This is a genomic window from Paenibacillus sp. VTT E-133280 (genome assembly GCF_002264385.1).
In the GTDB taxonomy this organism is placed as follows: Bacteria; Bacillota; Bacilli; order Paenibacillales; family Paenibacillaceae; genus Paenibacillus_AQ; species Paenibacillus_AQ nitricinens.
In genome coordinates this window covers 79,807-106,562 of sequence record NZ_NFUX01000010.1, presented here as the reverse complement: position 1 = coordinate 106,562, position 26,756 = coordinate 79,807, and the positions used below count along the sequence as shown (strand labels likewise).

Annotated in this window: 15 protein-coding genes; 13 read left to right on the top strand and 2 right to left on the bottom strand. The window is 45.7% G+C overall.

The window, feature by feature from the left end; genetic code table 11:
* Nucleotides 1-92: 92 nt before the first annotated feature.
* From CA600_RS06855 to CA600_RS06830, 6 genes are all read left to right on the top strand, one after another.
* A complete protein-coding gene (locus CA600_RS06855; RefSeq protein WP_179281558.1) occupies nt 93-1,892 on the top strand; it encodes a sensor histidine kinase in 1,800 nt (599 codons plus the stop codon).
* A gap of 1 nt (nt 1,893) precedes the next feature.
* Complete coding sequence (locus CA600_RS06850; RefSeq protein WP_094869510.1) at nt 1,894-3,495, top strand: response regulator; 1,602 nt, start codon at nt 1,894-1,896, stop codon at nt 3,493-3,495.
* A gap of 72 nt (nt 3,496-3,567) precedes the next feature.
* Nucleotides 3,568-4,839: an extracellular solute-binding protein gene (locus CA600_RS06845; protein WP_094869509.1), complete on the top strand. Its 1,272-nt coding sequence runs from the start codon at nt 3,568-3,570 to the stop codon at nt 4,837-4,839.
* 131 nt (nt 4,840-4,970) lie between these two features.
* Nucleotides 4,971-5,495, top strand: coding sequence for a hypothetical protein (locus tag CA600_RS06840; protein ID WP_094869508.1), 525 nt, complete (start codon nt 4,971-4,973; stop codon nt 5,493-5,495).
* Nucleotides 5,496-5,791: 296 nt separating this feature from the next.
* On the top strand, nt 5,792-7,384 hold the full coding sequence (locus tag CA600_RS06835; protein ID WP_094869507.1) for a sensor domain-containing diguanylate cyclase: 1,593 nt from the start codon (nt 5,792-5,794) through the stop codon (nt 7,382-7,384).
* Between the two features lie 196 nt (nt 7,385-7,580).
* Complete coding sequence (locus tag CA600_RS06830; RefSeq protein ID WP_256989775.1) at nt 7,581-8,594, top strand: LacI family DNA-binding transcriptional regulator; 1,014 nt, start codon at nt 7,581-7,583, stop codon at nt 8,592-8,594.
* A gap of 213 nt (nt 8,595-8,807) precedes the next feature.
* Here the strand turns inward: CA600_RS06830 and CA600_RS06825 are convergent, their stop codons facing one another.
* Both CA600_RS06825 and CA600_RS06820 read right to left on the bottom strand, forming a co-directional pair.
* Nucleotides 8,808-10,109 (bottom strand): Gfo/Idh/MocA family protein, encoded by a 1,302-nt coding sequence (locus CA600_RS06825; RefSeq protein WP_094869505.1) that lies wholly within the window; start codon nt 10,107-10,109, stop codon nt 8,808-8,810.
* A 25-nt stretch (nt 10,110-10,134) separates the two neighbouring features.
* Nucleotides 10,135-11,673 (bottom strand): glycoside hydrolase family 31 protein, encoded by a 1,539-nt coding sequence (locus CA600_RS06820; RefSeq protein ID WP_094869504.1) that lies wholly within the window; start codon nt 11,671-11,673, stop codon nt 10,135-10,137.
* Between the two features lie 239 nt (nt 11,674-11,912).
* Here CA600_RS06820 and CA600_RS06815 point away from each other — a divergent pair, with 239 nt between their 5' ends.
* The 7 genes from CA600_RS06815 to CA600_RS06785 all read left to right on the top strand — a co-directional run bounded on the left by CA600_RS06815 (nt 11,913) and on the right by CA600_RS06785 (nt 26,638).
* Nucleotides 11,913-13,244 (top strand): ABC transporter substrate-binding protein, encoded by a 1,332-nt coding sequence (locus CA600_RS06815; RefSeq protein WP_094869503.1) that lies wholly within the window; start codon nt 11,913-11,915, stop codon nt 13,242-13,244.
* Between the two features lie 80 nt (nt 13,245-13,324).
* Complete coding sequence (locus CA600_RS06810; protein WP_094869502.1) at nt 13,325-14,194, top strand: carbohydrate ABC transporter permease; 870 nt, start codon at nt 13,325-13,327, stop codon at nt 14,192-14,194.
* A gap of 18 nt (nt 14,195-14,212) precedes the next feature.
* Complete coding sequence (locus tag CA600_RS06805; protein WP_373455836.1) at nt 14,213-15,043, top strand: carbohydrate ABC transporter permease; 831 nt, start codon at nt 14,213-14,215, stop codon at nt 15,041-15,043.
* Nucleotides 15,044-15,113: 70 nt separating this feature from the next.
* A complete protein-coding gene (locus CA600_RS06800; protein WP_094869501.1) occupies nt 15,114-21,602 on the top strand; it encodes an S-layer homology domain-containing protein in 6,489 nt (2,162 codons plus the stop codon).
* A 142-nt stretch (nt 21,603-21,744) separates the two neighbouring features.
* On the top strand, nt 21,745-23,304 hold the full coding sequence (locus CA600_RS06795; RefSeq protein ID WP_094869500.1) for an ABC transporter substrate-binding protein: 1,560 nt from the start codon (nt 21,745-21,747) through the stop codon (nt 23,302-23,304).
* A complete protein-coding gene (locus CA600_RS06790) occupies nt 23,297-25,009 on the top strand; it encodes a sensor histidine kinase (protein ID WP_179281557.1) in 1,713 nt (570 codons plus the stop codon). The genes CA600_RS06795 and CA600_RS06790 overlap by 8 nt, the downstream gene beginning before the upstream one ends.
* A gap of 18 nt (nt 25,010-25,027) precedes the next feature.
* Nucleotides 25,028-26,638 carry a response regulator transcription factor gene (locus CA600_RS06785; protein WP_094869498.1) on the top strand — a complete coding sequence of 537 codons (1,611 nt, stop codon included), beginning with the start codon at nt 25,028-25,030 and terminating at the stop codon, nt 26,636-26,638.
* Nucleotides 26,639-26,756 lie beyond the last annotated feature (118 nt).

Here is a 26,756-nt window from a genome sequence, read left to right as displayed (position 1 = left end):
CTCTACAACGAGAAAGGATATAGGGCATGCTTAAATCTCCAGAGAGTACTGCCAGGCCCTTGCGCTTCCGCTTGATATCCTGGATCAAAATAATGAAGAGCAGCATGCGCTATAAGTGGATGCTGCTTCTCGTTCTCTTCTCCTTGACACCGCTGGTGGTCATGGGGATTATTTCATTTTCGATCTCCAAATCAACGATTAATCACAAAGTAACGGAGTATTCCGAGCATCTGCTGTATCAAACCGCCGACAATCTGGATACGCGGCTGGGTGTCTACAAGGACATGATGATGCAGGTGCTGAACAACAACGAGATTGTGGGTATGCTGCGGACTCTTGATCGGACAGACGCGGCCAGCTATGATGTGGATAGTCTGTCGCTGACGACAAAGCTGTCCACGATTGTAGCGATTAATCAGGATGTGCAGTCCATTTCTTTTGTATCCGGGAAACATTATATCAAGGGAATCTACCGCTGGAACAAGCGAATCCCTGCCGAGGTGGAGCCGTTCCTGCAGACCCTTGAGGGCGGCAGTAATTTCCGCTGGTATCCGACCCGTTACGGGACCTATGTGGACAGTTTGAATTCCCAGAGTACACACGTCTTCTCGGTAGCCAAGCAATTGTATAAAATATCCGATGACAGCCCACTGGGAATTGTTGCTGTCCTGGATATTCGTGAAGATGTCATAAAGGAGCTGATCTCGAAGGCGGTGAGCAACAACCGGGATCTGCAAAGCTTTGTAATGGACGGGCGCGGTATGCTGGTCTCGTATCCGGACAGCCGGCTGATCGGCAAAAGTGTGACTGAGGTGCTGGGTCAGGCGGGTTACGAGAGGCTCATTCATTCTGGACCGGAGGAAACGAGATTCCCGCTCACTTACAACGGCGACAGCCTGATCGTGAATGCCAAGAAGCTTCACACCAATGATTGGGTAGTTGTGAATGTCATTTCTAAGGCTGCGCTGTACCAGGATTCGAACCGTCTGCTGCAGATCTTTATCTTCGTCGGGCTGCTTTGTATATTCTTCTCGGTTATTGCCGCGCTTGTGCTGGCGAATTCCATCACCAATCCGATTCTGAAGATGATCCGTTTGATGCGGCAGGTGATGTCCGGCGAACTCAGCGTCCGCTACAAAGCCAAAAGCCGGCATGACGAATTCGATATCCTTGGTGATAATTTCAACTATATGGTTGCGCGGATAGATGAACTATTGAAAGCGGTATATCTAGAGCAGGACCAGAAACGGATGGCCGAGCTCAAGGCACTGCAGGCGCAGATTAACCCGCATTTTCTCTACAACACGCTGGATATTATTAAATGGACGGCCCTGATTCAGAAAGCCAACAACGCGGCAGAGATGGTCAGCTTATTGTCACGGCTGCTGCGGATCAGTCTGGGCAAGGGTGAAGAAACCGTTACGCTGGAAGAGGAAATTGAGCATGTGCAGTGTTATCTGGGCATTCAGAGATTCCGCTTCAATTTCAATATTGAGACATTCGTTGAAATGGACGATGAAGTCCGCCACCTGCGGACGCCCAAGCTGATCTTGCAGCCGATTGTCGAGAACGCGATTATCCATGCTTTTGGGGATATGGGGTCCGGCGGCAGCATCCGCATATCCTGCCGCAAAGCGCCGGGAAACCTTGTATGGTTCGAGGTGGCAGATAACGGTAAGGGGATGGACCCCGCATTTGCCCGCAGTCTGCTGACCGAGCAAGCGCCGGATGAGGATAAATCGGGAGGCATAGGATTGGCGAATGTGGATGAACGAATTAAGCTCATTTGCGGAAAAATGTACGGTATCGAGATCCAAAGTGAGCCCGGCACAGGAACGTCAATACGGATCAAGCTGCCTTTGATGACAAATGACATAAGGGGGAATCGCTGAGATGCACCGGGTCATTATCGTAGAAGATGAATTTATCGTGAGATATGGTATCCGGTCGATGATTAATTGGGAGACCATCGGGATGGAGGTCACCGGTGAAGCGTCGAATGGCCGGGAAGCGCTGGCGTTGATGGCAACCGGACTGCCTGATATCCTGATTACCGATATTAAAATGCCGGTGATGGACGGCATTGAGCTGATAGCCGAGGTGCGGAGGCTCTCAGCGGATATTAAGATCATCATCCTCAGCAACCTCGAAGATTTCCAGTATGCGAAGGAAGCAATTAAACACAGTGTATCCGAATATATGATCAAATCGGATATGATGCCCCGTGACTTTGAGCTAGTATTGCTTAAGCTGAAGGAAAGTCTGGAGGTAGTGCAGAAGAACACGGCAGTCCATTCTCAGGGTGTTCACCCGGAGCCGGTACATAAGGAAAGTTTCCTGATGGATCTGATTGATCGGGGGCCGGTTCAGGGTCAGATAGACAGACATAAACTCACGCAGGCGGGACTCACTGATTCACGGCCGCTGTATTTGCTACATATCAGCCTGAGCAGCGGCGTTGAGCCAAGGTATGGGCAAGGACAGACCGTGGTCCGCAGTATGCTGGAGCAGATTTGGAATGAAAATACCCTCGGCTACGAAATTTTCTCTGACAGGCAGGGTGAACTCAATATTATAGTGACCACAGACCTCACGGCAAAGCCTGCAGTTGCTGATCGGATAGACCTCTTGCGCAGCCGCAGTGAAGAGCTTATTCAATGCTTATCCAGACGATGCGGCTGGACGGCGACTATAGGCATTAGTGGTGTAACCAGGCAGTGGACAGAGGTGAAGATTGCCTATGCTCAGGCCGTGGATGCAGCCAAGCAAAAGCTGTTTATGGGAAACGGGCGTGTCCTGATTCACGGGAGCGATGAGCTGCTGGCGCAGGTGGCGCCGCCTCATGCGCTCCAGATCAGCAGCCACCAGATTCAATCCATGGTGTACGCTTTCCAGTCCAGAGAGCTGACGGAATATCTGGAGCAGCTGTTCGGACAGCTTGCCGTGCGCAGGGATGCAGATCTTGTGCAGATTATTTCACTTGAGTTGCTGATGATATTAACGACCCTATGGCCCGATGTATCCAGGGATGCTGAGCAGGTTCTGGAGCTCAAGAAGCAGTATTTTGACGAGCTGGCGATGCTGGAAACGCTTGAACAGAGCCGGTTATGGTTCATGCAGGCGTTCGAAGCGCTGGTACAGCATATGAAAGATATGTATCATAGCGACCGGAACAGCATTATTAAGGCAACCCAGTATATCCAGCAGTATTACTATCAGGAAATCACGCTGCAGTCGATCAGCCGGCTTGTACATCTGAGCAAGAACTATTTCGCCAATCTGTTCAGGAAGGAGGTAGGGGAGAGCTTTCTGGAGTACCTGACCCGGATTCGGATTGAGAAAGCCAAGAACTTGCTTACTGGAGAACTGAAGGCAGGGGATGTTGGAACCTTAGTCGGGATTCAGGACCCAAAATATTTCTCCAAAGTGTTCAAAAAAATCACTGGCGTGTCCCCGTCGGAATATCGTGGGCTGGTTCGGAAGATCAGCAAATGAACTTCGTGGAAGCTTCTGTAAACGCTTACGTATATTAGCCGAACTGGATTTGAACTAAAGGGGGTGAGTGAGATGAAAAATATGGGTCGGATGGTACCGGTTCTGCTACTGTGTCTGATCCTGCTGCCGGGCTGTGCGGATCTCTCTCCCGGGAATCAAAGCCTGCGGGAAAGTCCGGTACCTGTTGAAGTGTCCTTCTGGAATCCTTTTGGAGGCGGAGAAGGTGAATTCGTAGAGAAAATCATCAAGGATTATAATTCTTCCCAGGAAGAAGTATTTGTGAAGCAGCTCAGACTGGAATCTAACGAATATTATGCCAGGCTCAGCACTGCTCTGTCCTTCGGCAAAGGGCCGGATGTAGCCGTAGTCCATGCGGACCGGTTGTCGCCGTTTATTAAAGCCAAGCAAATCGTACCACTGAATGCTCTGGCGGAACAGGGCAGGTTCCAATTCAATAAAATCGGTGAACAGAACCTTCAGAGCGTCAGTTACGGCGGACAATATTATGCGGTACCGCTGGATACCCATTTTCATATGCTCTATTACAACAAGGATATACTGGCCAAGGCCGGATTGCTAACTCCCGAAGGAACGCCGAAGCTCGAAATGAACACCCCCGAAGAGTTCATTCGCTTGCTGCGGCAGATTGCTGCGCGGGTTCCGGGAGTACAGCCTATGGCGGTCAATACCCCTTATTTTCAGGAATCTTTCCTGGATCTGTATTATGAGTCAGGCGGGGAGCTGTTCAGTCCCGACATGAAACAAGCGGTGATTTATAATGAGAAGTCGGTGCGAGTCCTGACCTTCTACCAACAGCTGTTCGAAGAGGGATTAAGCGATCTGAATGACAATACGCCATGGGATTCCTTTTATAACGGCCAGGCTGGTTTGTGGTTTGGCGGGGTATGGGAAGCCGGGCATCATCTGAGCAATAATGCGCTTGACATAGGAATTATACCTATCCCGCCGATCTTCGGCAGCTCAGCCCACTGGGGAAGCTCACATACACTGGTTATTCCGGCTTACGTCAGCGAAGAAGAGCAGGAAGGCGCCATGGACTTCGTGAAGTACTTCTCGGAGGTTGGCGGTAAAATCTGGGGGGAAGCAGGTCATGTTCCGGCGAATCTTGATATCGCAGAGAGCCGGGCTTACCGGGAGCTGCCTTATCGGGATCGGTTTATTCAATCTAGGGATCAGGTGAAGTTTGCCCCCAAAACCGATAAATACGCGACGCTGTTCACGGCAATGTCTGAGGAGCTTCAGAATATTGTCCGGAACCGGATCGAGCCGGAAGCAGGACTGAAAGTGCTGGAGAAGAGTCTGAATCTAATTTTGGCGAATTAATAGTTGGTGAATGGCGCCGTGCCTTCTTAGTCTCGATTCAGTATCTTTAGGTTTCCATTCTTTTATCTGTTTTTTCAGTATATGGTATATTGAATTAAATGAAAAAATAACTAAAGGAAGGTTCTCGAATAATGAATTCAGATATTAACAATTTGGTTATCGTAACAGAAAAATTAGAGCAATTCGGCATTAACTATTCCTTGGGTGGGAGTGGTTTATTACTAAGTTTGGGTCTAATCAATTCCGTTTATGACTGGGATATTATGACTGACGCACCTAAAGAAACTGTCATAGATGCTCTACGAAACTTCAAAGTTGAGGAACTAAAGAGTGGGGATTATCCTTTCGGAAGTGAGTATAAACTATTAATTCACAAAAGAAACCCTCCGGTTGAAATATTAGGAAACTTCTCGATTCATTCTACTAAAGGGCTTTGTAAAATGCCAACAGTTCCGACTTCGAGTTGGAATAATGTTCAAGTTTCTGCTCCTGAAGTATGGTTTGTTGCCTATGCTCTAATGAATCGTACGGATAAGGCAAACCTGCTATTCTCATTTTTGAAGAACAACGGAGCAAGGAATGAAATACTTAACAAACTAATGAAAGAGCCACTACCTGATGAATTATTGCACAACTTAAATTCTCTTTTACATTAAGCGCAATGAAGGATTCCAATATGGAAAAAACTATTTCTCGAAGTGAATTTACTCATATTTATATTGAGCCAAACTTTTTAAGATCTTCAATAATCACGTATGAAAATACTCTTTTTCAGTGCTTGTCAATTCTCAAGTTCTGGAGAAGAGTTTTTTAATATGTAATATTTCATGAATCATCGTATATCGAATGGGACGTACAGTGGTGTGAGAGATTGGAGATCACTGTCGAATAACATCTTAATTTGTTGTATTATTGATTGAGCTAGTTTTCAAGATTCAAGGAGGGTTATAGTTTGCTTACACTGAGAAGAGCCGAGCCGCGTCAAAGTAAAAAGCTCAGTCTCACATCGCTGCTTACGGGCTTGGTTACGCTGGTGGTTCTACTAACCTCAAGCATTCTTCTGATCGGTTCTTACGAGTCCAAGAAACAATCATTGATGGAGACTACGCTCCATTTGAATTACTACAATGCTGACCGAATGACCAAGACAATGGATTCCTTATTTCAGTCCATGCGCAGCAGTTTGGAATACAGCGCTGCCACACTTTCCGAAGACGGTGGCTCAACGCCGAAGCAAGTAGATGATAATTTGGAACTGATGCGCAATAGTAGCAATTACTTCAATTCTATCGCCGTGGTCGATGCCGACGGGCTGGTCCGCAACGTAGTACCGACTAGTTTGGGGACAACAGGCGACCATATTACTTCTAAAGTCGGTTTGGAAGCTCTGGCGTTCAAAAAACCTTACATATCCTCCCCCTATATGACCCAAACCACCAAGAGACTAATCGTTTTTATGAGTCAGCCTATCTTCAGCAACAAGGGTGCATATCGCGGTATTTTGAGCGGCACATTTTATTTGCAGGAGAACAATATTTTGTCTATGATTTTTGGCGACAACAACGTGGACGATTCTGGTTCTTATTATTATATTGTGGATGCAAGCGGGCATCTGTTGTACCACCCTGATAAACAGCTTATTGGGAAGGATGTCAGCAGTAATAAGGTTGTGCAGAAACTTATGAAAGGGGAAAGCGGAGAACAGCAAGCGCGCAACACCCGCAGCATTGAAATGCTTGCCGGGTACTCCAGCGTTCCGGCCAACGGATGGGGGATAGTAGTCGTTTCGCCGATTAGTGTCATCCATCATCAACTGATGGGCCACCTTCGGACAATTCTCGGGTATTCGTTATTTCCCTTCATTATACTCCTGATGGGCGTCATTCTCGTAGCGCGCAAGTTGGCCCGGCCTTTTGTCTACCTGGCAAACCTGGTTAGCAGGATGGGCAAGGAAAAAATTGTATTACCAGAAGCAAAGCCGCAATGGAGCCGAGAGGCAGATCTGCTGACCAAGGCTGTGTTGCTTGCCGTGACGGATATTCAGAAGCAGACGGATCAACTGACCCAAGAAGCAGTGACCGATGCTCTGACCGGTTTATTGAACCGTAGATCGTTAGAGTATACGATGAACCAGTGGATTGCCGCAGGTCAACCGTTTTCGCTCATTGTGCTGGATGTAGACAAATTTAAACTGGTGAACGATACCTACGGCCATCTCATTGGCGACGAAGTGCTGAAACATGTAGCCAAAGTTATCGTTGCCTCGTTTCGCCCAGACGATGTTTGCTACCGCTACGGCGGCGAAGAGTTCGTCATCTTACTGGCCCACACTAGACCTGAGGAAGCTTTCAACGTAGCTGAAAGAGTCCGGCGGGCACTGGAACAAAGCGGGGGTCCAATCCCGACACAGGTTACGATCTCCCAGGGAATCGCCCATTATCCTTTTCATGCATTGGAGCGGGAGGGGCTGCTGGAGAAGGCCGATCAGGCGTTATACCTGGCAAAGAGCAGGGGAAGAAACCAGACGATGGTCGCTGATGTTTGAAATAATTGCTTGGCAGCACAGTGAAAACCTTGAGAAATCAAGTTTTTTTGTTTTATATGGAGCATGTAGAAGTTGAAGTCCTGTAAAAAAATATTACTCTCAAGTATAGATTGAGGAGAAATTGACGAGATACAATAATAAAAGCTATAATTTCTTTAATGCGCAAAAAATTTCCTGAAGATAGGAGGGAGAGCAAATTAAACTAAAAGAAATTGCGAAAAAGGCAAACGTGTCAATTAGCACGGTGTCCAGGATCATGAACAATCAGGGGAATTTCAGCGAAGAGACACGCAGGAAAGTACTGGAAATTGTTAATGAACACCTAAAACCAGGTGTCGCTCCCTCCAAACTGGCAAACATATCTTATAATATAGTCGTCATCGTTCCAGGGAATAATGACTTCTTCGACAATGATCCGTCTACCTCTGCCGACTTAAATCATTTAAAGGAAGAATTTGAGGATTATGGTCATCAGATTCATATTGTGAAGCATAATACGGACTTGCAGTCCTCGCCAGCGTATAAGCTGTTAAGTGAGGAAAAAGTGGATGCAGCCATCATTTTTGATCCATTTGTTAATGACAAGGTGTTTGAAGAGTTTGAGAAACTCGGCATTCCGTATTTGCTTACGAATGGAAGAACCTATAAGATCGGTCATAACTATATTGACTATGATAACCGTAAAGGCGCTTATAATGTGATTCGATATCTGCATGAATTGGGGCATCAGAAAATTGGAATCATTGCCGGGCCTAAGCAACATCTGGTGAATTTAAACCGGCTGGACGGATGCAAAGATGCATTTCGCGATTTTAAAATGCCATGGTCCGACACTAATGTCCTAATGGGTGCATTTGATCCTGCACATGGATATGAGGCGGTGAAGCAATTGATGAGTGAGGATCCGTCCATAACCGCAATATTTACGTTTAACGACATCATTGCTTTTGGTGCGATGAAAGGATTGGCTGAGATGAACATCCGTATTCCAAAGGATGTCTCGTTAGTTGGTTTTGATGATTTAAAGCTATCGGAGTTTATGGTTCCGCCATTAACTACTGTCCGACGGTTTAGATACGATATTAGCTCTATCATTGTAAAAGTGCTGACCGAGCTGATTATGAACAAGAATATAGCGGAAGTCCAAATCAGCCTGAAGACAGAACTAATTGAGCGGGAATCATGCGCAAAAGTGGCAAATAGGGGGTAGAGGCAGGCACTCTACGCTCGATCTGAACTAGCCGTTCTTTAAATGACTACAATTTGAGGACGGCTATTTGGCGTGTCTAGAGCACACGAAAGTTGCGAAGTTGTTGCGCGAAAAATTGCCTTAAATTTTTATCCGAACGGAGGGGAACAAAGTTGGCGACGTGAAAGAAGACCGGCCTGCAGTTCTGCGAGCCGGTCTTCATAATATTACTTACTAGGATGTTTGAACATGTTGTGTGCCGTTTGGAGAGGTTGTTGTAAGAGATTGGCGGAAGAGCTTCATGTCTATAACGGCGCCCTCCCTTCGTCTCGATTCCTCAGCGGCGAAGGCCATGAGATGACTTTCCAGAGAGGCTTCCGCAGAAGTCAAGGTATTCATATATCTTTCATTTCGGAGGTCGGAAAGGAATTGTTGCATGATCCCATCGTCGCCTCCTTGATGACCACCGTCACTGGTTGGGGTATGAATGATAGACTGTGTCCCTGATGAAAATTCGAATAGATCGATACAGCCGCTTAGTAAATCACCGCGAATTTCCCCTTTGGTCCCCATGATTTGAATGGTGCGATTTATATCGCGCGTAAACCCGCACATGCTGAAAATCACGGTAACTCCATTCTCGAATTCCATATTTACCGTTTGATGATCCACTACATTATTATCCGTCCGATAGACACATTTGCCATAGGGACCATTCAATATCGCGTTCATTCTATTCGTTTCGGTAGGCGGATCTGTTATGAGTGCTGCAAAGTGATTTAATGTAGGGTCTTTCATATAAAAGCGTAATGCTGAATAAGGACAAGTGGATTCCACCTCGCACCCATCCGTACATCGGTTGGTTGATCCAGCAGGCGCATTTTCGACGCGAAAGTGGCCTAAAGAACCAAAGGAACTAACTCTCTTGCAATCTGCATCGGCAATCCAACGGATTAGATCCATGTCGTGACAAGACTTGGCCAGTATCATTGGACTTGAGTGTACATCATTCCTCCAATTACCTCTGACAAAGCTATGGGCATAATGGAGGTACCCCACGTTTTCGTTATGTTGAATGGACATTAGGTTTCCGATGAAACCTTCATGAATGAGTTGCTTTATTTTTTTCCAAAAAGGGATATACCTCGAGACATGACAGATTGAAAGCAACCGCCTTTCTTCACGTGCGATCCTCTCCATTTCAATGCACTCAATCGGGTTGTTGGACATAGGTTTTTCCAGAAGAACATGATATCCCTTCCTGAGAGCGGCAACTGTGGGCAGGTAATGATTCTGATCCTGTGTGCAGATAAGGAGCGCATCACAAAGCTTAGGCCCGTTCAATAGATCTTCCCATGTTGAATAAATTTGCTCCGGGGTTAGGTTGAATGCTTCCGCAAATCGCGTTCTTCTCTCGTCGTTTGGTTCGGCAACTGCGACTACCTCCGTCTCGTGGGGAAACCTCTGGACATAAGGCATGTAGGATAAAAAACCTCTTGCTCCTGCCCCTATTACAGCTAATTTGATTTTTTTCATAGAATTATCTCCTGAATGTAAGTATTTAGATTTTTCGATACCATGGCAATCGGGAAAGCGGGGCATTCACTTCGACCTGAGCCGGGCCTTCAACGATGCTTCCGTCATCACCCAGCCATTGTCCGTCCGGGAATTGTATCCTTCTAGCTGTTTGACCTTTATTCATAACTGGGGCTACCAGAATGGTCTCGCCAACCATGAATTGATCTTGAATCGTATGGAAGCCTTGATGCGGAAAGACGAATTCCAGACTACGCAGAATTGGAAGCCCATCCTCTGCAGCTTGGCTGGCAAGCTCGGATAGCAGAGGCCCTAACTCTGATCGTATCCGTACGGCGTCCATACACCAGGACAATTCATCACCATTCAAAACCCGCCAGGGCGCCATAGAAAACTGCATCACGGGAAATAAAGCGGAGCATTGAACAAAACGGATAAAAAGTTCAGCATCAAAACGGAAATCGGGTGAATTAATGTCCCCATCCATTCCTCCGCCTACCATATCAGGGCAGTTGTAGGCATATCCCATCAGGCCCTGGGCAATAGCATTAGGGATAAGTCCGCCCAGCCCGGTCGTAGCATTCCATGTGTGCGTTTTATCGCGTTGTCGCTGAATGAGCGCCTGTCCCCCGAGTTTCCAGCACATGCGCAGTTCACTAAGCGCGTATCCGATTCCTAATCTGGCATATGACTCACAATCTTCCATTGGGCGAACAGGACGTGACCAAGCGATCTCTTTTGTAATGTCATCCATTAGGTCAGGTAATAGAGGTTCTCCTGCATCGAGTTTGAATCCGTCAACTCCATAATCTTCAATCAGCCTGTCTAACTGCTGCCTGAACCATGCCGAGCCTTCTGTGCTTGTATAGTCAACGATTGCGCTGTACCCGTTCCACCATCTCCTCAGGACAGGGGCACCATCAGCATGCTTCATCAAGATGCCGAGTTCCAGTAATTGACGGAATTTAAGGCTATCGGGACTTACATACGGGCACACCCAAAGCATGATCTTAAACCCTAATTCGTGTAAGGATTTGATCATTCTAGCAGGATCGGGGAATCGGTGTTTATCAAAGTCCCATGTTCCATAGTCTTGCATCCAATTATCGTCAATGATTAACACACCAGGGGGCATGCCATTTTTAATAATGGATTTTGCGTAATTGAGGAGCTTTTCCTGTGTCGGTTCGTAAAACATTTCCACCCAGGTACAATATTGTGGTGCCGTGAAGGCTAGTTTGTCAGGTGTAACGCCGGAAGGGGGGAAATGGTTTTTAGAGGCATGCTGGTACGCACCTTGAAGGGTTTCGTGTCCATCTTCAAGGCATAGCTTCTGTTTGTGATCGATGGTAAGACTGCTCTCTTTAAACGAAAAGGCAAACGGCTCTTCGCACCAAATATACCTTCCAAGATTAGAAATTAATAAGGGAGAAGCTTGATTATCATCCGTCAAACGTAAGTCACGTGTATGTGGCCGGTCGCCAAATGGCATTAAATGCCCTTCGTTTATAACACCTCCCCACCAGAACTCTCCGGTTTTTTGAGGTAATACAGTAATTGTCATCGCAGACACTCCAATCTAAGTTATGAAATAATTTGCGCAATTATTTACTAACATTATGGATTAATCTATATTTCAATGCAAACCTTTTTTATCTTAATATTTAGGCATCAAATCTTTAAAATGAGGCATTTAAAGGGGAGGTAAAATTGAATTAAAATCAATATGTAGGGAGGCAAAGTGATTCGTAGTGAGAATTTACGCAAATATTTGCCTAAATAACTAATTAGGGGGATGTCATTATGAAGAAAAGAAACAAGTTTTCATTTCTGTTTCTAACTGTCTTAACTGTTTTTGCTCTGGTCACAGCTGCCTGCAGCAGCAATACTAACAATACAGCAGATAATAGTCCGAAAAGCAATGCTGGTAATGCTGAGAAAGCGACTGATAAGCCTCAAAAAAACGTAACGCTTACCTATTCCATATGGGATAAAATTCAGCAACCGGCAATGGAAGCCATTGCAAAGGAGTTTACGGCAGAAAATCCAAATATCAAGATCAAGGTCGAAGTTATTCCGTGGGGTGATTATTGGACAAAGATGTCCGCTGCCGCTCCTGCCGGTACACTGCCTGATGTTTTCTGGATGCATGGTGGTCAATTTGTCAAATATGCAACAGGTAAATTCATTGAACCGATCACAAGCAAGATACAGGCTGGAGAAATTGATCTAAATAATTATGCGGCAGACCTTGCTTCCATATATACACTGAAGGGTGAAAATTACGGCATACCGAAGGATTTTGATACGATCGGTTTGGCGTACAACAAAGAGCTCTTCGACCAAGCTAAGATTCCCTATCCAGACGATACTTGGGATTATGCCAAGCTTGCCGAGGTTGCCAAGCAATTAAGTCAGCCTGATAAAGGCATCTATGGCTTTGGGGCGAAAATGGACACTCAGACCGGGTATTGGAACGATATGTTGGCTAATGGCGGGAGTATTTTATCGGCTGATATGAGTAAGTCAGGCTACGATGATCCGGCTTCCATTGAAGCTTTACAGGCCCGTTATCAAATGACTCTCGACGGCGCTTCTCCAACTCATCAGCAAATGACAGATACGGAAGCCACCGAAATGTTCAAGTCCGGCAGATTAGCGATGATTTTCGACGGATCCTGGCGGATCAGCGACATTGACAGCAGCGAAATTATTAAGGGCAAATGGGATTGGGCTAAATTGCCAAAGGGTAAAGTGAAACGAGCTAATATCATTAATGGTCTGGGCAATGTCATGTCCGCAAGTGGTAAAAACAAAGATGAGGCTTGGTTATTCCTCAAGTTCCTTGGATCTGAAAGAGCAGCGCAAATTACGGCGGAAATGGGTGCGGCTATACCGGCATTCAATGGCACTCAGGATGCGTGGCTAACTTCGAGACCTCACTTGAATCTGAAAATATTCACGGAACAGGTGGCTGATGCGACTCCGTATCCGAGCGGTTCGTTAGCTTACCCGGTATGGTTCGCGAAAGAGCCTGAGATTATGTCGCAAGCGTGGGGCGGAGCAATTTCGGTTGAGGAAGCTGCGAAGAAGGTCGCTGAGATGATGAATCAAGCGATAGAAGAAACGAAATAAGCCATTTATTTAAAATAAAGTGATTCAGGGGACGTTCTTGGAGATCAGGAACGTTCCACGATGAATAGGGAGTGGTCAGATTGAATTCCAGAAGCAGATATGTATGGGCTTATTTCATGATCGCGCCGACTCTTCTAGGCACATTGGTTTTCTGGGGCTGGCCGGTTCTTCAATCGATTCTGCTGGGATTCCAGCAGTCGGAGAATTTCGGACTCGTTAATCATTGGGTTGGATTTGATAACTATGTGAAGTTATTTAGTGATGGAGAGTTTTGGCAGAATCTGCGCAACACTTTATACTATGTAGTTCTGTTTGTACCAATAACACTTGCCCTTTCTACTTTTTTTGCTGTATTGCTAAATACGAAGATTAAAGGATTATCCGTTTACCGGGTCGTTTTTTTCTTGCCTCAAGTCACAATGCCTGCAGCGGCAGCGATGGTTTGGGTCGTCTTGTTCGCTCAGGACTTCGGGCTCATCAACCATATATTGGGAACTCGTGTAGCCTGGTTGTCTAATCCCAATTATGCCATGTTTGTGTTGGTTATCGTTGGCGTGTGGGGGGCAATTGGCTTGAATATGTTGTTGATTCTTGCAGGTTTGCAAGGGATACCTAAATCACTCTATGAAGCTGCCGAGATTGATGGTGCCAAGAGAATGGGGAAGTTTCGCTATATTACACTTCCCATGCTGACACCAACACTTTTTTTCACGAGCATCATCCTTTTGATTGGAGCAACGCAAATTTTCGACTCCATCTATCTGATTATCGGGAAGACGAATGTAGCACTTCCATCCGTTCGTTCACTTGTTTATGCCTATTACCAAAACACTTTCGTTTATTTTAATCCTAATTATGGCGCAGCAATTATCAATGTATTGTTGTTTATTAACGTCATACTGACAGGGATCCAATTTGCTCTTCAAAAAAAATGGGTCGTCTACGACTAAGAAGGGGGGAAGACAGAAGTGCAGATCACATCAGCGCGGAAGATTAACTCGATTGTTCATGTCATTCTAATGATTAGCGCTATTGCTATGCTCGTTCCATTTATATGGATGGTGCTAACTTCGCTAAAGTCAACGACGGAAGCCACGCAAATTCCGATCCGTTATTTTCCGGAGGCCCCCAACTTAAGAGGATATATAGAGGCGATCAAGCAATCGGCATTTCCGCATTATTACTTAAATACAATTTTTACGGCATTAATGAAAACCGTGTTTCCAGTTATATTTAGTTCGATGGCGGCGTATGCCTTTGCACGGATTAGATTTCCAGGAAGTTCATTTCTTTTTGCATTGATTATATCGGTCATGATGGTACCTAATCCTGTTTTCTATACGCCGCAATACATGATGATGAGTGACTTGGGCTTAGTCAATACGGTGACTGCTCTTTGGATTACCTCGCTGATCAGTCCTTTCGCAACTTTTCTTTTAAGGCAATTTTTCCTAACTATTTCTAAGGAATTGGAAGAAGCGGCAGTATTGGACGGTTGCAATCCATTTCAAATTTATTGGCATATCATGCTTCCTTTAGTCAAGTCGGCTTTAGTTGCGATTGTTATTATTCAATTGCAGTGGGCATGGAATGAACTGCAATGGCCCCTTATCATTAACAGCTCACCTGAGAAGATGACTTTGTCATCGGGTATTGCGACGTTAGTCTCCATGTTCGGAACGGATTACCCGGTATTGATGGCAGGCGCCTTCATGGCAGTGGTTCCGATGATCGTCCTCTTTTTTATATTTCAAAAGCAGTTTATCGAAGGAATTGCATTTAGTGCGCACAAAGGATAAACCGACTGTTTCCATTTGGCATTCTGAAATCGTTCACACTGATTGATAACAGCGTTAACGAGGAGGTTCTATGAATCTATTATCTGTTCAATATACTAGGAAGGCATCATTTAAAGTATTGCTCATCGTATGCTTGTTACTGAGTACGTTCTTTGGGAATGCTGCCGGCACAGTCAATGCGGACCCGGAGCAGGCGCGTGTACCCTCTAATCCATATCCCAGCCCTGCAGTGGATAGTACACTAACCAAGCATGACTTGATGTATGCCCCAAGTCCGCTCGACAATCCGTTGAAAGGGTTCGCACCTTTCTATCCTTGGGAAACGGAGACCTCATTCCCCCACAGCCTGGAATGGTATTATGTCCCTCTGAAAGCAGTGATGAACGGCCCTGATTCATACACATTTGATACCGGTATAGAGCCAGCGCTGAATGCGATTGCAGCAAGAGGGAATCAGGCAGCGATCAGGGTATATCTTGAATATCCGGGCAAAGAGGATGCAATACCGGATTTCATTCATGACAGTGGAGTGACAATGCGTCATAACGATACCTTTAACCAGATCGAGCCTGATTACGATGACCCTGCTATGGTAACTTATTTGACGAACTTTATCCGGGCTTTCGGTGCAAAATATGACGGAGATCCGCGTATCGGATTTATTCATATGGGCCTCGTTGGGCTATGGGGAGAGTGGCATACTTACCCTTATGATGAGGATGAAACGGATGGTTTGCCGAACTATATGCCTAATGCTGAAACCATCGGAACAATCTTCAATGCCTATGATTCTGCTTTCAATCAAACCAAGCTTGAGGTCCGGTATCCCGGCTTGCCGGGCGCATCGGAGTTCAATATCGGATACCATGATGACTCTTTCGGGTATAAGGAAGGTGATCCGCTGCAGAGTGTAACCCAGCCGGAGAGTATGGGCGGAACCTATTACTCGTTTTTGACCAAAATGCTGGGAGCTGGTTCGGAGAATAAATGGATCACGCAATCTGTTGGCGGAGAAGTACGGCCGGAAATTCAGAACAACTTCTTCAGCGGCGGCACTAATGTGGATAATGCAATGGATGATATTGAACTGACTCATGCAACGTGGATGATTAACCAAGGCGGTATCAGCAACTATAATGCCAATGATCCGGCCGTAGCCGCAGGCGTGAGAAAGATGGGCTACGATCTAAATGTGACGAGTGCCTACTATAATAATGTTGCCCAAGGTGCTCCGCTTAAGGTCGGAGTAGCCATTCAGAATAATGGCGTTGCTCCCTTCGCATATCCTTGGAAAGTAGAACTGGGAGTAAAGAATTTATCCGGGAAGCTTATTAAAGAGTGGGATACCTCATGGGATATGACAAAGGTCATGCCATTGCAAATCAGGACATATCCTGAATGGAATCTTCCTGGTGATCCGCAGTACACCCCATTTGGTGAACCCTATTATTTCGATACTTCTATTTCTGCTCCGGATTTGAATGATGGCTATTATTATTTAGTGATGAAGGTCGTTAATCCGTTAGAGGCCATTAGCAATAAGGCTAAAAAGGTGAGATTTGCGAATACGGACCAAGACACAGAAGGCTGGCTCAATTTGGGTCCCGTATTAATCGGGGAGAGTCATTCAACAACACCTCCGACTTCACCACCGCTGCCGCCAAAACGTCTGCTTGTGGATGATTATGATGGTACCCGGACGTGGTCCGGAAGCACCCAAAATGATCTGAATCAATGGACAGGTTCGAGCGGTTTCGCCAACGGGAACGGCGCTGGTGTTATCGAAGATGGCGCACTGGTCCTGCAGTATAAGAATATGTCACGGCTAGAAACCAACATCGGCCGGAATCTTTCAGATACGGGGAAACTGGTCATCCGCGTGAAGGGAGCTGCTGGCGGCGAGGAGAATCAGGTTAGTATCAGTATCGGCGGCGTAACAAAGACACTCAGCCAATTCAGTGGAGATACGATAACAACCAGCTATAAAGATATCGTTATCGACTTGGCTGCCCATGGAGTGGATTTATCGCAGACGATCTGGAGTGTGGCGATAGCACAAGCTACTTGGGATACTACAGGTACCATATATATTGATGAAATCTACTTCACTGATAAGTATGACTCAGATGATGATCCCGGTACTGGACCTGGAACTGACCCTGGTACTAATCCGGGTAATGGTACAGAAACACCAGGACTGATTGAGAATTTCGAATCTTATGGGGATAATGCTGCTCTTGGGCAAGCTTGGACAGAAGCGTGGAGCGATATGCCAGGCTCGGTTACACGGGCGCTGGGCCAAGCGAGCGGAAGCAAAGGCCTCAAGCTTTCGGTCGCAATCCCGGATTCGGATTGGTCGAATATCATTCATGCCATCCCTGCGGAGCTAAGAGATTGGTCCGCTTATGACGGATTAAGCCTCTGGGTGGACAATACAACAACGGATAACAAGAATTTCAGCTTAAACGTTGCGCTGCAGACGCCTGTAGCGAATGGAGAGTTCGGGCTGAAAGATGGCGGGGCTGCCTTGAAGATGGCTGCGGATGGAAGCTGGCATTCAGCGGCATTTAATGGAGGCTCGCTTAATGTTCCGGCCGGATTCAAAGGCGTTGTAAGAATCCCGTGGGATCAATTCGTACAATCTGCTTGGCAGTGCGATGGTGTTCAGGCCGACTGCGCTGCTGTGCTGGATCCTAGTGAAGTAACCGGGCTTCAGTTCGGATATCCGCCAGCAGGATATGTTCATAACGTGATCACAATTGATGACATCAGACTCTATCGCGCTGATAAAGTATTGGAGGATTTCGAATCGTACACAGATGATGCCGCTCTGCAGAACGTTTGGAGAATAGACTGGGAATCCGGTGAACCTTCTACACTTCGCACGCTTGATAAGGTTAATTATTCGAATGGCAGTCAGGCGATGAAATTCTCTGTTAAGCCTCCACCGGGCAAAGCTGCCTCCGACTGGGTCAATATCAAACGCGCAGCGTTTACCGGAACGGATTCGGATTGGTCGGTCTTTGATGGACTTACCTTCTGGATCAACCATACATCATCAAGCAATAAAAATATGGATTTGAATATCTCGCTTGTAACAGATGCGCCGAAAGGTGAGTTCTCGTTAAAAGCAGGAGGCGTCGTCAAACTCTACAATGCAGCAGAAGGCTGGAAGGCATCCACTCTTGGTGGAGGTTCCCTGTCGATTCCCCCAGGCTACACAGGAATGGTGAGAATCCCATGGAGCGCGTTTGCCCAGTCCGAGTGGCAAGGCTGCGTTGCCTGCGATGCATCGTTCGACGCAAGCAAGGTGCTGCAAATTCAGTTTGGTTTCGGTCCTGGCAATCAGGCTGATAATGTCCTCAGCATCGACCAGATTGGATTATATGCATTAGCGGGCAGAACAGGCGGATCTGGAGAAGGGCCGGAGAACCCTCCAGTTGATCATCCAAGTCAGCCAGATTGGGTAACATCGGCCGGAACTCATATCTTAAAGTATGCGCAGGCACCGGTTGATAATCCGCTCAAGGGGTTTCTGCCATTCTACGATGCTTCGGAGGAGGCTTATTTCAAAGTAGGCGATGATTGGAGAGATCGTCCTACACAGCTGCCTTACAGCTTGGAGTTCTTCTATTTGCCGCTTAGCAAGCTGATGAACAATCTGAATGACTTTGATTGGTCTGAGCTGGATAAACGGCTAGCAGCGGTAGCCTCCAGAGGTAATCAATCCGTGTTCAGGGTGTATTTGGACTACCCGAACAAACCTTCAGGTATACCGAAATTCCTGCTGGACGAAGGGCTGAAGACTTATGCTTATGATGAATTCGACAATGGCAAAGATGCCACGAGCTTAGCGCCTGACTATAATGATGAGCGTTTACTGGGCGCTTTGGATAATTTCATTAACGCGCTTGGAAATCGTTATGACGGCGACCCGCGGATCGGATCTGTGATGATCGGATTAATTGGCTTCTGGGGCGAATGGCATACGTATCCGTATGACGGGAATCTGAAATCGCCTAACCTGATGCCAACCGATGCTAACCTGAAGCGTGTTCTTACCGCTATGGACAATGCCTTCGACCAAACACAGCTCGTCCTAAGATATCCGATGGACAACAGCACACTTAAGACCAGAAATTTCGATGTCGGTTATCATGATGATTCTTTTGCCTTCCAGACACTCCCGCCAAGCCTGGGCGGACAGGGCTGGCATTTCTGGGGCAGAGTGAATGACGCAGGAGTGACTGAGTTCTGGAAGAACAACGTTATGGGTGGCGAGATGAGACCGGAAATTCAGGTGAAGATGTGGAATAATGATCCGCCAAAATACAATGAACCGTCAACTCCGATCGAAGGGGCGCAGGGAGAGGATTATTACACCAGCCTGGGCTTGACCCATGCATCCTGGCTGATTGCCCAGGGGATATTCCAGACTCCGTTGGATGCTGCATCTTTGGCGAGAGCCACTGAAGGTTCACGCAGGATGGGATATGAATATTATGTGCCCACCGCTTATCTGGACGCTTCAGATGGAAAGCTGAAAGTGGGAGTAGAGCTTGAGAACAAAGGAATAGCGCCGTTCTACTACAACTGGAAGGTAGAGCTTGCAGCCAAATCAGGAAATGACATCATTAAAATCTGGAATCCGGATTGGGATCTGAAAGACATTCTTCCGAATACGAATGGATTTGATAACAACAAGCTGTTTGTATCGGCTGATAATCCGCAATTAGGTAATGGAAGCTATGAAATATTGTTACGCTATGTGAATCCACTTGAGGAAATTAATGCTGATGCCAAAACATTCCGCTTCGCAAATGCTGAGATGGGTGAAAGCGGCTGGCTGAGCTTGGGCAGCGTAGATGTAGCGAATAGTTCTGCCCAAACCCCAGTAAGGGTTACAGGCTTAACGGCGAATACGCCGGAGCAGTTGCAATTGGCTCCAGGTGCAAGCAAGAAGCTTGAGCTCAGTGTAGTTCCGGCAGAAGCTAGTAATTCAAGGGTCGTATGGTCATCGGCAGATCCTAAAGTTGCTTATGTATCCGCCGCAGGCCTGGTCACAGCAGTAGGTGTCGGCCAAACCGTTATTACGGCGAAGTCTTCCGACGGCAATTTAGAAAAGCAATTTAAGCTGACGGTTACAGCGGATACGAACCCGCCTGCTGGAGGCGAACCGACGCCGACACCTGAAACGACTTCGACACCAGCCACATCAACACCGCCGCCAGCAGCGACATCAGCAGTACCTGTATCTGCGACGCCAGTTCCTGCAACACCAGCACCCGTAATCCAGAATAATGGAATCATTCTGGAGCTGGATGGGGCAACGTTTAAACGGACAACGAATAAGGATGGTGTAAGCGAAACAATAGCAGCCATTGATGTGAAGAAGCTACAGGATGCCTTCCTAGCCCTTCAGAACAATCCGGCTGCAGCCAAATCAGGATCAGTAATCATTAAACTGAGGAGTGACGGCGGAAGTGTGAAGGTTAACATTCCATCCTCTGCGTTTGCAGGTGTGGTGGATGAATTGCCGGAAGCATCCGTTGTGATTCAGACGGATTTCGGAAGCTACAAGGTTCCGGTCAAAGTTCTGGGAGTAGCGGCATTAGCGGCGAAGCTTGGCGTTAGCCCGGCAGATATGACCATAAGTATAGTTATAGACCGGGTTTCAGGCAGCACGGCAGAGCTATTGTCTGAGCAGGCCGGCAAAGAAGGTCTGACCTTGCTCACTCCAGCATTCGATTACAAAATCATTGCGCAAGTAAACGGTCTGTCGACTGAGCTGGACAGCTTCGGCAGCACCTATGTCGAATGCACCCTTACTCTTCCGGGATCAATTGATGCGAAGAAAACCACTGCACTCCTGTTCAGTCCGGATACAACGGCATTCAGCTTTGTTCCAGCCCTACTGCTGGATAATGGCGGGATTACCGAAGCTGTAATCAAACGGAACGGGAATAGTATTTATACGGTAGCTTCGGGCACTAAGACGTTCGCTGATCTTCAAGGCCACTGGGCAAAAGCAGACATCGAACTAATGGCCTCCAAGCGGATTATAAACGGTGTTGGAGCTAACAGCTTTTCACCAGATAATCCGGTAACCCGCGCAGAGTTCGCGGCTATTCTCGTCCGTTCCTTGGGACTTAATTCTTTAGGTAAGGTAGCCGGCTTTAAGGACGTATCTACAGGAGACTGGTATGCGGGGGCACTTGCAGCCTCGGCTGAGGCAGGAATCATTGAAGGCTTTAGTGATGGTTCATTTAGACCGGGTGAAGAAATCACCCGTGAACAAATGGCTGTCATGCTGTCCAGAGCGCTGGATTATGTGAACAAATCCATCCCGGCAAGTGATGGGATTGACACTATTCTCAGGAAATATACAGATAACGGTTCAGTCAGTTCTTGGGCAAAACATCCGGTAGCCGCCCTGCTCACTGCCCAAATCATCCAGGGGAAATCTGCAACAATAATCGATCCAACTGCCCATGCAAGCCGGGCAGAAGCTGCTGTCATGATTAAACGGCTGCTGCAGTATGTCCAATTTATAAACTGAATAGTTGAGTGAAATACAGGAGCACATGATATGAAATTCATGTGCTCCTGTTCCAACTCAGAGGTATATACATATTGTATCCGCTTTCATATATTTAGTGTAGACTAGCAATGAGGCTCTATGGTGAAGGAGGTAGCGGTTCATGAAGAAGCCCGCTGTCACTATTATAATTGCGATCTTTTTTCTATCCATAATCTATATGTTGTACAGCGAATACTTCCGCCCGGACGTATCCGGTCCGCAAGGTTTACAGAATGCTATTGCAGTAAATGAGCTGACGTCAGATGCGCCGGCACCCTTCGTCACCTTAAAGGTGATTATGCCTGGCGATTTGTCGGCACGTATGGGTGATTTCGTTGAAAATGAATTGAATGAGAGGCTTAAAAAAGATTTAAATATGAAGCTTGAGTTGACTTATATTCCATGGTCTAATTATCAGCAAAAACTGGAGCTGGCCTTATCTACTGGAGAAAAATATGATCTGTTCTGGTATGGCGCACCCTTCGTCACTGTCTATAAAGGTTATATTCAACCTTTAGATGAGCTTCTGAATCGATATGGACAGGATCTTATTGAACATATTCCCGAAGAAAACTTCAAGCAGAACGTGATTGATGGCAAGCTTTGGGCGATACCGTCTCAGGCATTTACCTCTGCGGGGAAATTCTCTTCAGTCATGGTCCGCCAGGATTTACTGGAGAAGGTCGGCATGTCAGAAATTAAGACAATCGCTGATTTAGAACTGTTTTATGAAAGAATGCAGCTGATAGATCCAAGCTATTATGGCTATCTGGAAACAGACCGAGGACATGAAATGTTGTGGCGTGAATTGACAGATCGAAACTACTCTTCATTGGATGAGCGGCTGTTATTTATGGTTGATGAGGATTCTGGAGAAATTTTGAGTTATGTAGAGTCTGATTTATACAAAAAAGTAGTTCATTTACGAGAATCATGGGTGAAGATGGGGATCATCGATAAGAATTTGGTGGGTAATCCGGCAGCGAAGATCGATCAGGAGAATGCTGGTAAGCTTCTTTTCCGGGTAGGTGCAGTCTCGAGGGCGATGGAGAACCTGCAAACGGTACGGAATGCCGATCCAAATGCGAGGCTCCGCGAGTATTATCTTGCTAAGGAGAAACCAAAGTTTATCACTACCCCAAGTAACGAAGCCTTTATGATTACGGCCGCAGCGGAAAATCCTGAACGCGCAATGATGTTTATGAATTGGATTCTGCAAACCCAAGAGAATTATAATTTTATTATTTATGGAGTAGAGGGTAAGGATTATGAATTGGAAAAAGGTAAAATTAAGCAATTAACCAATGACCAGCTGATGTACGAATGGATGTGGCGAAATAAGGACTATTTTATCGCACCTGCCAGTGTAGAGGACGATATTATTCATGACCTGCTCAAAAATGACGAGAACTCCCGCATTTCCAAACTATTCGGATTTCATTTCAATGAGGCGTCTGTCAAGAATGAGATAGCGCAGGTAATGGCTGTCTATAAGGAAAAATTCGAGCCAATCAATTTTGGATTAGCCAATTATGAAGAATATTATCAAGATGCAATTACAGATCTTAAGAAGGCAGGTTTTGACATTGTCTTTACCGAATTAAAGAAGCAGTTCTCGGAATTTGAGCGTGGGCATCCAGATGCTGAACCCGGATTTGAGAGGACGATTGATCATGAGTAGATTCAGCATATTCACAAAACTAATTGCCACTTTGTTGATTTTACTTATCCCGATCCTGCTCCTGTTTGCAGTGTCGAATCGAACAAGCAAGGATGTACTGACGGAGGAGATTATTAAGGTAAAGCAATATCAGATTGAAACGTTCGCTAATCAGTTGGATCAGTTGTTTTTCCGGCTGGATACCTATAAGAAAATGCTGTATGAAAGTACAGATGTACGAAATTTGGCCTATCCTGATTTGCTTGATGATGTTCTGGATAAATACAGAACCAACCGAACTGTCTCTGAAGAGATAAACCGTCTTGCCGGTTATGGAGACTGGAAAGCAGTGATCGCAGTCCTCTATCCTCGTACCGGAATTGTCATCAAAAGTAACTCCAGCTTGAATGCACTCCCAAAAGTACTTCCTGCGCAGGATACATTTTGGCAATACTATTCCGATTCTAATGAGGATTATTTCCTAGGGATATTGTCTTATCCCGAAAAATCAGCGGAGTCAGGCGAGGCGCATATGAGAGTCGTGCTTAAATTTGGTGTAGCAGAATTGCGGAGAGCTCTATCTGAATTTAAAACGAATGGTTCGGGAGATCCGTTTCTGTACCATCCAGGAATGGATCCTATTTATAATTATTCCGTAAATGTTAATCAAATTGATGAATTTCTTCCCCGGCTTGGAGAGATCGACCACTCGTTGGAAAGTGGATACATGCTGCTAAAATCCGATAAGACGAGGTTTCAGGTTCATTATCAAAAACTGGAATCATTAGGGTGGTATCTTGTTGATTATGTACCTATCAGTGATATTATGGCACCTATCAGCCGGAACCAGACTATGTTTTATGTGATAAGCGGTATGCTTCTGTTTATGGGGGCATATCTTGCCTTTGTGATGTACCGGAATATTCAAATTCCATTCCGAAAACTGTTCAAGAACATGAACTTGATCGAGAAGGGCATCTATTCCGTAAGAATGTCGGACAAACCTGAAGGGGAATATCGGTTGTTGTATGAAAAATTCAACTCCATGGCGTCAAAAATAGAGGAACTGATCGAGGATGTGTACAAAGAGCAACTCCGGTCAAAGGATGCGACGCTTAAGCAGCTGCAATCGCAGATCAATCCGCACTTTCTATACAATACCCTTGCTTATATCAAAAGTATGATTGAGTTAAATGAAGACAAGGCAGCGGTTTCGATGACTATGAATTTGAGCAAGTACTATCGTTACACGACTAAAACGGGGAATAAGATGGTACGGCTGAAAGAAGAGCTGGATTTGATTCATTTTTATCTGGAAATACATTGTATGTTAAGAGATGATTTTGAATTTCATATTGAGGTTGAGCCGCAGATGGAAGACTTGGAAGTTCCGCGGTTAATTGTTCAGCCGCTTGTCGAAAATGTAATCCTTCATTCGTTCAATAATCATTCCGACTATGGAATGATTCATATCCGCGTGTGGAGAGAGGAAGGCATGAATCATGTATCCGTTGAGGATACGGGCACAGGAATTGATTATTTAGTGATCGAATCTATCAGAATGAAGATTCAGTCCACTAACGAAGAAATAGAATCCGGACTCAAAAATGTCCATCAACGCCTGCGTTTGATGTATGGCGGTGACTCAGGCGTGCTGCTCAGTCAATCGAAGCTAGGTGGACTTTGCGTAGAATTATGTTGGAGCAGTAGGGAAGGTGAGTCTTAACCTAAGGAGGGGGAAGGGATGTACCAAATATTAATCGTAGACGATCATACCCATTTGGTTGACAGCCTGGCGATAGGACTTCCGTGGGAGCAAATGGGGATCACCAATGTCTATAAGGCATATTCCGGCGAGGAGGCCCTGGAGCTGCTGAATTACCATTCCGTTGATATTGTGGTCACGGATATTCATATGAACGGAATGACAGGGCTCGAATTGATCGCCCGAATAAATCAGAAATGGAAAAATACGAAGGCCGTTATTATAACCGGCTATGATGAATTTCAATATGCGAAGGAAGCTATCCAACAGCAAGTAGCTGAATATCTGCTCAAACCAGTCTCGAACGAGGAACTGGAGCAAACTCTTCGCAATATTATCGTTAAAATTACAGAAGAAGGAAATGAATTGTTAAATCAGCAAAAATTTGTTTACCGTTTCCGGGAGAGTTTGCCCAAATTAAGAGAAATGTTATTGTTTGATTTGATCTCCGGTAAAAATTATCCCTTATCTGTTTTGAAGGACAAGATTCAACTATACGGACTTCCCTTTTCTGTTGAGAGAGAGACCATTCTCTTATGTATGAGGGTGGAGGAGGATTACTCAAATACGGATCTTTATAGCCTCTCATTGATTGAATATGCTATGTATAACATCGTAGAAGAAGTTTTTTCGGAGAAATTTAATATCATGCACTGTAAAGATTCACATGATTATTTGATTTTTCTGGTTCAAACCAATCTGGAGCAACCAGACAAAGCGGACTCTGCGATCATAGAAGACTTGGCCAGACTCTCCCAACATCAGATCAAATTGTATTTAAAATCGAAGGTTTCCCTGGTCATAAGCGATTGGGGAGGTTTCCCAAAAGATATTCTATCCATGTACCATTCTGCTTTATCGATATATACCGATTATATTGGCTATCAAACGGAAAGCTTTTTTCATGTGACGCAAAAGAAAGAAATGTTTGAAATCCAGCCGCTGGCAGAGCTTTATCGCCCCCAGACTTTAATGGAATTAATCGATATCGAGCAATGGACGGCATTTGAGAGTAAGCTGAAGCTGATATTCAGTGAACTTGAAGGGGCGGGAAGTGGAGCCCGTGAATACGGGATTGAAATATACGTTACCCTGCTGCAAGCATACGCTTATTATTTGCATAAGAAAGGTAAACGAATCTTTGAGGTGTTTGGAAGAGATATCGAAAAGATGCTGAAAATGGATGCCAGCTGGAGTGATGAACCGTTAAAAGAATGGGCCTTCAGCAGCTATGTCCAAATCAAAGCCTACAGTGACAGACGTTCGGACAATATACGCTCTGATCTGATGGAGCGAATCCGCCGGTTCATCCAAGGAAATATAAAAGATATAACTCTTCAAGCGGTAGCCGATAATGTTAATCTTCATCCCGTATACGTATCTAACCTGTTTAAACAGGAAACCGGAGAGAACTTTTCGAACTATGTGCTCCGCTTGCGAATGGAGAAGGCGGTTCAATTGTTGAAGTACAAGGATTTGAGAATCAGTCAAATTGCGCATGAAATCGGCTATCAGAAACCGCAGTATTTTATTAAGTTGTTTAAATCCCAATACGGGAAGACGCCGCAAGAGTATAAGAACAGTTTATAAAGAGGATTTATAGCGAGATAATCCTGCATGATTCTGAGGACTTTGAATTTTAGCTAATCTATCATGTTCATTTACAAACAAAGGAGCGACCATCCGGTTATTGGATGATCGCTCCTTT